This is a genomic window from Streptomyces axinellae (genome assembly GCF_039532135.1).
GTDB classification, from domain to species: Bacteria; Actinomycetota; Actinomycetes; order Streptomycetales; family Streptomycetaceae; genus Streptomyces; species Streptomyces axinellae.
Window position 1 is genome coordinate 60,592 of record NZ_BAAARJ010000001.1, and the last position, 13,423, is coordinate 74,014.

Consider the following 13,423-nt stretch of genomic DNA (forward strand, 5'->3'; position numbering starts at 1 on the left):
AATCTGATGCTGGTCAGCTTCCGGAAGCAGCCCCATTGAGGCACCGCGATCTTGAGAGGGCAAGGCCGATCCCAGGATTTCCCGGCATGTCCGAATCAGGTCCTCGCCCGTGCCGCAGGCCGGAGTCGCAGGCCCGTGCCACTGGCTTGTGCCGCCGGGTCCTGTCGCTGGGTCCTGCCGGGCGGGTGCGCACTGCTCCTCCTGGTCCGGGACGGTTCGTCCCTGAGGAGGGCCCGGCCGTCGCGGGTGGGGGTGTGGGTTTCGGACAGGCGCCGAGTTTGCGGATAAGTCCTTCTCTGCCCCTTTGTACTCCTTATGCGAACGTGACCGGAAGGAAATGTTCCTGGTTTTACTTGACTGCACCACGGATGCTGGACCAAGCTGATCTTGTGAGTTTTCGACGCGTCGCAAAGCCGCCGCAACACGGCTGCGAAAGAACATCGGATGAATTCTCCGTTACGTGTCCTGGATTTCCGCGGACATCGGACCGGGAAGTTCTCATCGTGGTTCGAAATTCGCCTCCAGTGATCATGAAATGATTTCGGCGTCAGAGGATTCTGTTATGCGACCGGCACGGCATCGTTCCTGTCTCGCTTGCGAATAGTTCACCCGCCCGTTTTTCATTCCGGGCCGGCCCTGGAGCAGGTCCGCGGATGAATTCAGCAGAATCGTCCTGTCGTCCGGTCCGTACGCCGGGGCCCGTTCACGGAGTGCGCCCAGGTCCGGTCACCGGCCTGTGTCACAGCGTTTCCGCCCGGCGGGGCGCATGTGGACCCGCCGCTGACCTCGGGCGTCCGGTGCGGCGCTGACGTCGGGCGTTCCGGTGCGACACGCGGTGTTGCCGTGTGCCACCGTGCTTCCAGGAAAGAGTCGCATGACAGCCAAGGGCAGTTCTTATTCCGGTCCTGACGGAGTCCAGGCCGTACGTCGATGGCTCATCAGCCGAGTCGCCCAGCTCTCGGGTATCGCTGAACCGGCCGTCTCCGGAGAGGAAAGATTCAGTGCATACGGCCTGGATTCATTCGCCCTCACCGGTGTTTTGCGCGAAGCCGGAAAAATGGTCGGGCGGAAGCTTCCCTCGACGCTGGCGTGGCGCTTTCCCACTCCATCGGCGCTGGCCGAGGCAATTGTGGAGGGCGGCAGTGCGACGCGCGCCGAGCCGTCGGAAAAACCTGTCGGCGGGGAATCCGGCGAACCTGTCGCTGTCGTCGGCATGTCCGGGAGATTTCCCGGGGCGAACAATACGGCGGAATTGTGGAAACTGCTGAACGAGGGCGGTGAGGCGGTCGGCGACGTGCCGCCCGACCGTTGGCGGAATGACGACTGGTACGACCCGGACCCGAACAGCCCCGGCCGGACCTCGACCCGGCGCGGAGGCTTCCTGAAGGACGGGATCGCCGGTTTCGACCCGCTGTTCTTCAGGATCTCGCCGGCCGAGGCCGTGCACATGGACCCCCAGCAGCGCCTCATGCTCGAACTGGCGTGGGAGGCACTCGAAGACGCCGGGACCGTGCCCGGTCACCTGCGGGACAAGCCGGTCGGCGTCTACGCGGGAGTGATGTGGAGCGAGTACGCCGGGATGCTGGCGGCCCAGCCCGGACTGCTGGGGGCTCACAGCGCTCCGGGCGGGGACACCAGCGTCGTACCGGCCCGCGTCTCCTACTTCCTCGGACTGCGCGGCCCCAGCATCGCCTTCAACACCGCGTGCTCGTCCTCGCTGGTGGCCCTGCACACCGCGCGGCGGGCCCTGCTGGCGGGCGAGTGCGAACTGGCCCTGGCCGGCGGGGTGAACCTGATGTGCTCGCCCTCCTCCACGGTGGCGATGTCCCGGTTCGGGGCGATGGCGCCGGACGGACGCTGCAAGGCTTTCGACGCGGCGGCCGACGGATACGTACGCGGTGAGGGAGGCGGGGTCGTCGTCCTCAAGCGCCTCTCCCGGGCCGTGGCCGACGGCGACCGGATCTACTGCACCCTGATCGGCAGCGCGGTCAACAACGACGGCTTCAGCAACGGGCTGACCGCGCCCAACCCCGTCGCCCAGGAGGACGTCGTCCGGGCCGCGTGCGCGGACGCGGGCGTGGACCCGGCCGAGGTGGATTTCGTCGAAACGCACGGCACCGGCACCGAACTCGGCGACCCCATCGAGGCCGGGGCGCTGGGCGCGGTGTACGGGCCGGAGCGCGAGCCGGCCCGGCCGCTGCTGCTGGGCGCCGTCAAGACCAACCTCGGGCACCTGGAGGCGGCGGCCGGTATCGCCGGCTTCGTCAAAACAGCCCTGGCGCTGCACCACCGCCAGGTGCCGGGCAACCTCAACTTCGAGGAGCCCAGCCCCCACATCGACTTCGACGAGCTGCGGCTCGCCGTGCCCACCAAGCCGCAGCCGTGGCCGGGACCGCGGGACAAAACCCCGCTGGCGGGCGTCAGTTCCTTCGGCTTCGGCGGCACGAACTGCCACGTACTGCTCTCCGGCGTCCCCGAACAGCCCCGCCGCCGCACGGTCTCCCACCTCCCCGCCGCCGAAGGGGAGGGCCCCGTCTTCGTGTACGGCGGCCAGGGCTCCCAGTGGCCGGGCATGGCCGCGCGGTTCATGGCGGTGCCGGCGTTCGCGCGCGCGGTACGGCGCTGCGACCGTGCGTTCGCCCCCTACCTCGGGGGCTCGCTCACCGACGTGCTGACCCGTGGCGGGCACCGGCTCACCGACACGGCGTGGATCCAGGCGTCCATCTTCACGGTGCAGGTGGCCCTCACCGCGCTGTGGGACTCATGGGGGCTGCGTCCGTCGGCGGTCGTCGGGCAGAGCATGGGAGAGGTGGCCGCGGCGCACGTCGCCGGGGCGCTGAGCCTTGAGGAGAGCGTCCTGGTGCTGGCCACCCGCACCCGTCTGCTCCAGCAGGCGGCGGGACGCGGCACCATGGCGGTGGTGGACCTGCCCGCCGAAGCGCTGCGGGAACTCCTCGGCGGAAAGGGCGACTTGGCGGTCGCCGTGGTCAGCAGCCCCGGCCGTACCGTCGTCTCGGGGCGCCAGGTGGAACTGGCCGGACTGCGCGGAGAGCTGGAGGCACGCGGCGTCGAATTCCGTCCCATCGACGTCGATTACGCTTCCCACGGCCCGCAGATGGAGCCCCTGCTGGCCGATCTGGAATCCGAGCTGGCCGGTCTGACGCCGGGACCGACGCGGGTGCCGATGTGGTCCACAGTGACCGGCGGCCGGATCGACGGCAGCCACCTCGACGGCTCCTACTGGGCGCGGAACCTGCGCGAGCGGGTGCTGTTCGCCCCGGTCCTCGCCGAGCTGGCCGAGCGGGGCGCGCGGCAGTTCGTCGATGTGAACCCGCACCCCGTCGTGCAGCGGGACATCCAGCGCTCCGCGGGCGAGCACGCCACGGTCCTGGCGTCCTGCGTGCGCGGCGAGAGCGGCACCGAGGCGTTCGCCCGCCTGGCCGCCGTCGCCGGGGAAGTCGGCCACGACCTCTCGGGGCCCGCGCCGGCGACCCTTCTCACCCTCTCCGCGAAAACCAGGGAGGCGCTGCGCGAGGCCGCCTCCCGCATGGCCTCCCACCTGCGCAACGGCCAGGAAGAAGACGGGCTGGAAGGAAACGGACCGGAGGGAAACCGTCCGGAAGCAAACGGACCGGGAGCAAACGGGCCCGAAGGAAACGGACCGGGCGGCGTTCCGGACGGCAACGGCCCGCACGACGGCCACGCCGGTGGGTACGACACCCTGTACGACACCGCCTTCACGGCGGGAGCCCGCCGCACGCACCACGGCCGACGGCTGGCGCTCGTCACCGCCGAAGCCGGGGAAGCCGCGCGGATCCTCGACGGATACGTCCGCGGCGAAGCGTCCCCGGCGCTGTTCGAGGGCACGGCCGGTCGGGAGGCGCGCACCGTCTTCGTCTTCCCCGGACAGGGCGGGCAGCACCCGGCGATGGGGACCGAGCTGTACCGGACCGAGCCGGTCTTCCGCGCGGCAGCACACCGGTGCGCCCAACTCGTCGCGGCGGAGAGCGGCGTGGACATGACGCCCTGGCTGTCGGGCGCCGAACCCCTCGACACCAGTTCCTTCACCGCCGTGCAGCCCGCCCTCTTCACCCTGGGAGTGGCGCTCGCCGCGCTGTGGGAATCGTGGGGGGTGCGGCCCGACGCCGTTGTCGGGCACAGCATGGGGGAGGTCGCCGCCGCGTATGTGTCCGGCGCCTTGAGCCTGCCGGACGCCGTACGCGTCATCTGCCGCCGAAGCGCCGCGCTGGCCGGTGTCTCGGGAGCCGGCAGCATGCTCGTCACCGACCTCGACGAGGAAGCGGCCCAGGAGCTGGTGCGGCGCCACTCCGGAGAGCTGGAGATCGCGGCGCTCAACGGGCCCGCCGCCACCGTGCTGACCGGCTCGACCGAGGCGGTACGGGCGGCGGAGGCGGTACTCGGCGAACAGGGGCGCTTCGCGAAGGTGATCGCCGTGGACGCGGCGGCCCACAGCCGGCACGTCGAGCCCGCCATCCCGGGCCTGCGCGGCTCGCTCGCGGGCGTGACCCCGAAGGAGTCCGCCGTCCCCTTCGTCTCCACGGTCACCGGCCGCGTACAGCGCGGCACGCTGCTGGGCGCCTCCTACTGGGCGCGCAATCTGCGCGAGCCCGTCCGATTCCGCGACGCCGTCACCGACCTGACCGGATCGGGGCCCGTCTGCTTCGTCGAGCTGGGGCCGCACCCCGTGCTCGCCCCCGCGGCGGACGCCGTGGCCGGCCCGGCCGGGGGCCGGGCGGTCCCCGCGCTGCGCAAGGACACTTCGGAGCACGAGGCGCTGCTCGGCGCCCTGGCCGCCGTCCATGTGCACGGCCAGGCGCTGGAGTGGGACCGGCTGCCCGTGCCGCCCGGAGCGCACGTCGCCCTCCCCGCCTACCCGTGGCAGCGCCGTCCGTACTGGATCGGCGGCGCCCCGGAGGCACCCGGGCCCGAAGCCGCGGCGATGGGCCCGGCCGGCCCCCTCGAGGCCCTCGCCCCCGATCCGGCTCCCGGCCGGGCGCCCGGAGACGGTACGGAGCCGGGATTGTCCGCCCGTATCGCCCAGGCGTCAGCCGAGGAGGCGCTGCCGCTCCTCGAACGCCGTCTCGCCCGGCAGGTGGCCCCCCTGCTAGGAGTGCGGCCCGACGCGCTCCCGGCGGACCAGGCCCCGATCGCGTTCGGCCTCACTTCGCTGGTCGCCATGCAGTGGCACAACGCGATCACCGCGGACCTCGGCGTCGAGGTACCCGCCTCCTCACTGCTGCGCTCGGCCGACCTGCGTTCCCTCGCGCAGGAGGTGCTCTCCGCCCTGAGCGCCCGCGACGCCGGGACCGGTTCCGGTACCGGCCCTGGCCCCGAGAGCGGCAGCGACAACAACAACGAGTCCGACGCGCGAAGCGCACCGCACCGCGAACCGATCGACGCCCCCACGGAGATCCTGCTGTGAACACCCCCATCGACTCCTCGTGCGCCGCCGTCCTGAGCGACGTGGTGGCCGGCGGCTGCTCGCTGTCCGTCGCGGAGGGCCGGCTGCGGCTGACCGGTCCCACCTCGGCCGTCAACGAGCTGCGCCACTCCGTCGTCGAGCGGCGCGAGGACCTCCTCGCCCAGCTCGCCTCGCGCCGGGCCACCCCCGCGTCCGGTATCCAGCGGCGCCTGTGGTTCCTCCAGCAGCTCGACCCCTCCGGCACGGGCTACACCTTCAGCTTCGTCCACCGCCTTACGGGCGCCCTCGACCCCGGGCGGCTGGAACGCGCGGTCAACGCGGTGGTGGCCGCCCAACCCGGCTTGCGGGCAGGCTTTCTGGACGGCACGGGCTCCCCGGTCCAGCTCGTCGAGGAGAACGTCACCGTGCCGCTGACCGTGCTGCCGCGACCGGCGGCACCGTCAGCCGGTGCCCGGGACGGCGGGGCCGGTGGGGCCGGTGGAGACGATGGGGACGGTGGGGACGGTGGGGACGGTGGGGATGGTGGGCACGGTGGGGACGATGAGAACACAGCCCTCGCCCGGCTGCGGGCCGAACTCGTCCAGCCGTTCGACCTGGCCCGGCCCCCGCTGCTGCGGACCGTCCTGCTGCCCCAGGGGGACGACGAGTGGCTGTGGGGGGTCACCTACCACCACCTGATCTCGGACGGCTGGACGCACGGGCGGTTCCTGAACGGCGTGAGCGACGCCTACTCCGCGGACGGACCGGCCCCCCAGCCCGCGGCGGACTACTCCGAGTACGTCACCCTCGATGTCACCGAGGCGCGCGACGACCCCCGCAGGAAGGCGAACCTGGAGCACTGGAAGGACCGGCTCACCGGCGTCCAGAGCGGCGAGGTGCCCGCCGACCGGCCACGCCCCGCGCTGCGCACCCACCACGGCGGGCGGACGGACGCCAGGCTCGACGCGGAAACCACCGGCCGGCTCCGCGAACTGGCCGTCCAGGAACGCACCACGCTCTTCTCCGTGCTGCTCGCGATCCACGCCACCGTGCTGGCCGCCCACACCGGTCAGGACCAGGCGGTCATCGGCACCCCGCACGCCAACCGCCCCGGCGAGCGCTTCCACGACACCGCCGGCTGTTTCGTCAGCACCCTCGCCCTGCCCGTGGACCTGTCGGGCGAGCCCACCTTCCGGCAACTGGTCGCCCGCACCTCCGAGGAGACGGCCACCGCCTGGGACCACTGCGACTACTCCTACGAGCAGTTGGTGGAGGAACTGGCGCCGGAGCGGGACACCAGCCGCAACGCGCTGTTCCAGACCTTCCTCGCCCTTCAGGACGCGCCGGCCCGGCTGGAGCTGCCCGGCCTCACCACCGAGGCCGTACCGTTCGACTCCGGCGTCGCCCAGTTCGAGCTGGAGTTCCACCTCACCCCGGCCGACGACGGTTCACTCGGTATAGCGCTGCTCCATAACCGCGATCTCTACACGGACGAGACGGCACGCGCGCTGCTGCGGCGCTGGCGGCTGGCCGCCGAACAGCTCGCGGCACACCCCTCGCAGACCGTGCACGGCCTGCCCCTGCTGACGGCCGAGGACCTGCGCACGGTCAACGAGGCCAACGCCACCGCCATGCTCTGCCCGAAGGGGCAGGTGGACCGCCTGATACGGGACCAGGTCGGACGCAGCCCCGGCAGCGTCGCCGTCGAGTGCGGTGACAACCGGCTCACCTACCGCGAACTGGAGGATGCGGTCGAGGAGTTGGCCGCACGGCTGCGCGCCGCCGGAGGCGCGGGCGCCCGCGTCGGTGTGGCACTGCCGCGCACCACGGAGCTGGTCGTCGCGCTGCTGGCGGTGTGGCGCTGCGGGGCGACCGCCATTCCGCTGCCGCTGGACCTGCCGGCCGAACGCATGCGGACCCTGGCCGCCGACAGCGGCATGACACACGCCTGGACCACCGACGCCACGGGGCGCCATCTTCCCGGTGACGTCCACCAGTTGGACGCCTCCGCCACCCCGCCGGGGCCCGCAACACCCCAGCGGGGCCAGGCAGGCACGGACGAGCCGGACGCCGCCGACAGCGCGGGGGCCACCGACAGCGCGGGGGCCACCGACAGCGCTGAGGTCACCGACAGCGCTGAGGTCACCGAAGAGAGGCCCGCGTACATCCTCTTCACCTCTGGTTCCACCGGAAAGCCGAAGGGTGTCGCGGTCGGCCACCACGCGCTGGTCAACCTCCTCACCAGCATGACCGCCACCCCCGGACTCACCGCCGAGGACACCCTGGTGGCGGTGACAGCGCCGTTCTTCGACATCGCCCTGCTCGAACTGCTCGCCCCCCTGCTGACCGGCGCGCGCCTGGTGATCGCCACCGACGAGGAGACCCACGACCCCCGCCTCCTCGCCCAGCGCCTGGAAACCGCCGAGGCCGACGTCATGCAGGCCACCCCCTCGACATGGCAGATGCTCCTGGAAGTCGGCTGGCAAGGGCGGCCCGGCCTGACCGCGTGGTGCGGCGGCGAGCCGCTCAGCCGCGACCTGGCCGACCGGCTGCTGACCCGGTGCGCCGGGGTGTGGAACCTCTACGGGCCCACCGAGACCACCATCTGGTCCGCGCGCTGGCAAGTCCTCCCCGGCACGGGCCCCGTCCTCATCGGCGAGCCGGTCGGCAACACGACGCTGCACGTACTCAGCCCCCACGGCACACCCCTGCCGCCCGGGCCCGCGGGCGAGCTGTACATCGCGGGCGACGGGCTGGCCGAGGGCTACCTCGACCAGCCGGAGCTGACCGCGTCGCGCTTCGTGACCGTCGAGGACGAGAACGGCGAGCGGCGGCGGGCCTACCGGACCGGCGACATCGTGCGCCGCACCGGCGACGGCACACTCCGCTACCTCGGGCGCGAGGACCACCAGTTGAAGGTCCGCGGCCACCGGCTCGAACCGGAGGAGATCGAGCACGCGCTGCGCACCCACCCCGCCGTCCTCGACAGCGTGGTGCTGCTCGCCGAGGGCGAGCGGCTGATCGCCCACATCCAGCCCGAGCCCGGCTCCGCCCAGGCGCTGGATCCCGCCACGCTGGCCGCGCACGCGGGCACCCTGCTGCGGCCCGCGCTCATTCCGCAGCACTTCGTCCTGCACGACCAGCTGCCCCGTACGGCCAACGGCAAGACCGACCGCCTGGCCCTCTCCCGTACGGCCCTGCCCGAGGAAGGGCGCCCGGTGCACTTCGAGGCCCCCCGTACCGAGATGGAACGCCTCGTAGCGGACGTCTACCAGCAGGTCCTCGGCCGCGAAGAGGTCGGCCGTACCGACGATTTCTTCCGCGCCGGCGGTCACTCCCTGATCGGCGTCCGGGTGCTGCACCTGATCGAGGAGGCGTCCGGGGTCCGGATCCCGCTGCACGTCTTCATGCGCGACGCGACGGTCGCGGCTGTCGCGTCGCACCTTCCCGACGTGGCCCAGGCCGAGGACGAAGCCCTGATCGAGGCCCTGGCCGCACTCGAATCCCTCACCGACGAGGAGGCCGAGGCCCTCCTGCGGGAGTAGGCCCCCGGCCCCACGGGAGCCGCAGACCCCCGACCCCACGAGAGCCGCGGGCCCCGCGATGAGACCACCGAGCGAAACAGTCCCCACCCCGGCGGCCTGCCGCCACTGCCAAGGAGAACGCAATGAGCACCGTGAACGCCCGTGTCACTGCCCTGTCCGAGACCAAGCGCAGGGCCCTGCGCAGGCTCCTGGCCGAGAAGAACGCGGACATCAGCCTGCCGCGCGCCGACAACTCGAACGTGAAGACCCTGCGCGAGGGCACCGGCAAGCGGCTGTTCCTCTTCCCCGCCACCGAGGGCAGCATCGGCTACATGAACGGCTACCTGCCGCACATCCCCGAGGACTGGAGCGTCTACGGGTGCCAGACCCCGGGCCTGGACGGCGAGCAGCAGCCCCTGAGCACGGTGGAGGAGATCGCCGCCCACAACATCCGGCAGATCCAGCTGATCCAGAGCGAGGGGCCCTACTACCTGGCGGGCAACTGCATGGGAGGGCTGCCCGCGTTCGAGACGGCGCGGCAGCTCCAGGCCGCCGGCCACCAGGTCGGACTCGTGCTGCACCTGATGCCGGTCTTCGACCGCCCCTGGACGAGCATGCCCTGCGCCGAGGCACCGCAGATGCGCGGACTGATCGACTACGGCTTCATCATCGGACGGCTGCTCGGCAAGCCCGTCGAACTGCCGCTGGATGAGATCGCCGCGGCCCCCGAGGAGGAGCGGGCCGAGATCGTCGCCGGCTTCCTCGCCGGCCAGGACGGCCTCTCGGACGTCAGCCGCGAGGTGCTGCGCCACCGCGTCAGCGTCTACCAGGCCAACCTCAACGCCATGTTCGCCTACCAGCCCGAGGGCGGCTTCGACGGCACCCTCCGCGTCCTGGCGGTCGGCTCCTCCGCGCGCGGCGAGACCTACCTGGACACCAACGCCCCCTACGCCGCCGCGATACGCGGCGTGGACGCGGCCCAGGTCGATACCACCCACGTCGATGCCGAGGCCAGCGCGCTCTTCGACTGCGCCGAGCCGCACATGAGCGTGATCGGCGGCTTCCTCGACGACATCCTCGGCGTCCCCGAGACGGTCCCCGCGAAGTAGCCCGGGCAGCCGGAAGAACCCCCGGCGCCCCGGTGCCGATGGTCTGACGGGGAACAGCCCGAACACGGCAAGAGGCCCCCGGCCGCCTTCGCGGCCGGGGGTCGCACCCGGACCGCCGACGCCCGCGCGATGCGCCTCGCGGCGAAGCCGGGGTGCACCGAGGCGGAGCGGTTCGACGAGTACGGCGCCGAGCAGTGGTTCGGGGTGTGGCCCCCCGGCCACGCCGCCCGCCCGGCCACGCGACCAGCCCATGTCCGGGCCCTGACCGATGCCTCGCGCAGGCGGGTCGAGCGGGGCGAAGCCGTCCCCGAGCCGGTCCGGGTACGGCGATCGCGCGCGGCCGGGCACCAACCCCGACGAGAATCTCTCCTCCCACCCGCGGGCTCCTCAGCGGTCGTTCGCGTACACCGCGTGCGCCTCGCTCGTGCGTACATCCGGCGGAACCGCTACCGCACGCGGGCCCTTGTCGGGAAGAATGACCGATCGATGAGCACACCGTCCCCACCGCCGCGCCCTGGCCACGGCTATGGGCCGTTCGCCCACCTCACGGCTCCCCACGCCGCGCTGTACCGCGCGGTGGTGCGCGTCTTCCTCACCGCCAAGGAGAAGTTCGCGGTGCATCTGCGGCCGGAGGATGTGTACGCGGGGCTGCCGCCGGAATCCCGGCCCGCCGACCTCGATACCGTCACCCGGGCGCTGGTCAGCCTGAGCGGCGAGGAGTGGGGCAATCTGCGGGCCGACCCGGATACCGCGCGGGTCACGGCTGTCGAGGACTTCTACCGCAGGCGCTTCATCTACCAGCTCACCCAGGCCGGGGAGGCGGCGGAGGAGGCGCTGGCCGCCTACGACGAGGCGCTCGGGCGGCGCGGTGCGCTCCAGGCCGTGGCCCTGCACGACATCGTCACTCAGCTTCGGGCGCTGCTCTCGCTCGCCGGACAGGATGCCCCGGACCCGGCCAAGACGTATCTCACGCTGGACGGTCTGACGAGCCGGTTCACGGCACTCGCCGAGAACGCGCGCGCCTTCATGGGGTCGTTGCAGCGCACCATCGACCTGCACGGGGTCGAGGTGGAGGCATTCCTGGCCTACAAGGATCAGCTGATCCACTATCTGGAGCGGTTCGTCCAGGACCTGATCACCCTTGGCAGCACCGTCGCGCGGCTCATCACCCAGCTGGACCGGGAGGACGGCGCCTGTCCCGATTCTCCGAGCAGGGTGGACCCCCTGCTGCGGATCGCCGCCGGGCGCGAGGCCGCCGACGCCGCGCCCGAGGAAGCAGAGCGGGCTTTCGATGCGGCATATGCCCGGTGGACGGACCGCTGGCAGGGACTGGCGGCGTGGTTCCTGTCCCAGGACGGGCGCCCCGCGCAGGCCCGGCTGTTGCGGACCCGGGCGCTCGGCGCCATCCCGCAACTGCTCGCGGTCGTACGGACGCTGAACGAGCGGCGCGCGGGCCGCTCCGACCGCTCGGCCGACTTCCGGACGCTGGCCCGCTGGTTCGCCGAGGCGCCCGACGACGCGGCCCGGCACCGACTGTGGCGCACCGCGTTCGGGCTCTATCCGGCCCGCCACCTGAGCGTGGACGCCGACACCCTCGCAGCGCGCACCGCCGACCCCACACCCCCCTCCACCCCATGGGCGCGGGCGGAGCCGCTGCGGATCAGCCCCCAACTGCGCCGCACCGGCAGCTACGAGCGACGCGGCAAGGCACGCCGAGTCGAGGACCGCTCCCCGGCACGGCGGCAGCTCGCCGAACGTGCCGCGAAGGAGGCGGAGCAACTGGCGGCGGCCCGCGCCCGGCTGGCCACCGGCGGGCGGCAGATCCGGCTCTCGGACCTGGGCGAGCTGGACCCGGACGCTTTCGCGCTCTTTCTGCAACTGCTCGGCGACGCGCTCGCCACCTGGCGTCCCGATACCGTCACGACCACGGCCACCAGCAACGACGGCGCCATGGAGATCCGGCTCACCGCGCTGGGAACCGACGGCGCGCCACCCGCCGAAGTGCGCACCCCCCAAGGGGTCTTCCGCGGCCCTGACCACCTGATCCACATCACCGACCTGACCGGGGGCGAGCGCGCGTGAGCGGCGCGGAGGTTCTGGAGGGGCAGCACGCTGCCGAGACGCGGCGCGCGGCCCGCGCGCTGCTCAACAAGCCCCTGCTGCTGGCGACAGGTGCGTCGGCCGAGGAGTTCCGGCTCGTACGCAAGCACGCCTCCGAGCTGCGCGCCTGGTTCGACCGCAACACCGGCTGGCCGCTGCGCGTGGACGCCGGGAGCGCCCGGCTCGGCCGTACGCCCGCGCACCATGACGACCCGACCCACCCGGCCCGCGAGGTGACGCGGGCTGCCTCGCCCTTCACCCGTCGCCGCTATGTGCTGCTGTGCCTGGCCCTCTCGGTGCTGGAACGCGGCGAGGCGCAGGTCGCGTTGGGGCGGCTCGCCCAGCACGTGGTCCTGGAGGCAGCCGATCCGCGGCTGGCCGCCGCCGGAATCGCGTTCACGCTGGAGCGGCGCGACGAGCGGCTCGACCTGGCGGCCGTGGTCCGGCTCCTGCTGGACTTCGGGGTGCTGCGCCGGGTGGCAGGGGATGAGGAGGCGTACGTCAGCGGTACCGGCGATGTGCTCTACGACGTGGAACGCCGAGTGCTGGCAGGGCTGCTGGCCGGCCCGCGCGGCCCCTCGACCGTGCGCGCCGAGGACTTCGAAGAGCGGCTGGCCCAGCTGTCGGCCACCGCCGAGCTGGACAGCGACGAGTTGCGATTCCGCGCGATCCGCCAGTCCCTCACCCGCCGCCTGCTGGACGATCCGGTCCTGTACTACGACACGCTCACGGATACCGAGCTGGGCTACCTCACCCGCCAGCGCGGCTTTCTCACCGCGAGGATCAACGAACTGACCGGCCTCGTCCCCGAGGTGCGGGCCGAGGGGATCGCGATGGTGGACCCGCACGACGAGCTGACCGACGTGCGGATGCCCGAGTCCGGCACACACGGGCACATCACGCTGTTGCTCGCCGAAGACCTGGCCGCCGCCGGAGGCCCGGTCCCTTCGGCCGCGCTGGAGCGGCGGGTACGGGAGATGGCCGCCGAGCACGGCGGGTTCTGGTCCAAGGGCGCCCGCGAGCCGGGGGCCGAGCCGGAGCTGGTCCGTCGGGCACTCGCGAAGCTGGAAGCTCTCGCTCTGGTCACCCGCACCGATGAGGGTGCCGTGGCGCGCCCGGCACTGGCGCGCTACGCGGTGGGCGGGGCCGTCGTCCGGGAGCCAGGCACCCGCGGAATCGTCCCCGGGCAGCGCCGCCCGGCCGGCCGGCTGCCCGCCGACTGACACCGGCCCATCGACCGGCACCCGCCCATCGACCGGCACCCGCCC

Annotated in this window: 5 protein-coding genes and 1 pseudogene; all 6 read left to right on the forward strand. The window is 72.5% G+C overall.

Translation table 11 applies throughout. From position 1 onward, the window contains the following. Nucleotides 1–874 precede the first annotated feature (874 nt). The 6 genes and pseudogenes from ABD339_RS00250 (at nucleotide 875) to ABD339_RS00275 (ending at nucleotide 13,378) form a co-directional block, all read left to right on the forward strand. On the forward strand, nucleotides 875–5,443 hold the full coding sequence (locus ABD339_RS00250) for an acyltransferase domain-containing protein (protein WP_344560876.1): 4,569 nt from the start codon (nucleotides 875–877) through the stop codon (nucleotides 5,441–5,443). Next, nucleotides 5,440–8,967, forward strand: a complete 3,528-nt coding sequence (locus tag ABD339_RS00255; RefSeq protein ID WP_344560878.1) for a non-ribosomal peptide synthetase — start codon at nucleotides 5,440–5,442, stop codon at nucleotides 8,965–8,967. The genes ABD339_RS00250 and ABD339_RS00255 overlap by 4 nt, the downstream gene beginning before the upstream one ends. Nucleotides 8,968–9,089: 122 nt before the next feature. After that, nucleotides 9,090–10,055, forward strand: coding sequence for a thioesterase domain-containing protein (locus tag ABD339_RS00260; RefSeq protein ID WP_344560880.1), 966 nt, complete (start codon nucleotides 9,090–9,092; stop codon nucleotides 10,053–10,055). 105 nt (nucleotides 10,056–10,160) lie between these two features. Beyond that, nucleotides 10,161–10,286, forward strand: a pseudogene (locus tag ABD339_RS00265) (GNAT family N-acetyltransferase); the annotation flags it as partial. A gap of 255 nt (nucleotides 10,287–10,541) precedes the next feature. Further along, nucleotides 10,542–12,137 (forward strand): TIGR02677 family protein, encoded by a 1,596-nt coding sequence (locus tag ABD339_RS00270; protein ID WP_344560882.1) that lies wholly within the window; start codon nucleotides 10,542–10,544, stop codon nucleotides 12,135–12,137. After that, complete coding sequence (locus tag ABD339_RS00275) at nucleotides 12,134–13,378, forward strand: TIGR02678 family protein (RefSeq protein WP_344560884.1); 1,245 nt, start codon at nucleotides 12,134–12,136, stop codon at nucleotides 13,376–13,378. Before ABD339_RS00270 ends, ABD339_RS00275 begins: the two co-directional genes overlap by 4 nt. The last annotated feature ends 45 nt before the right edge of the window (nucleotides 13,379–13,423 follow it).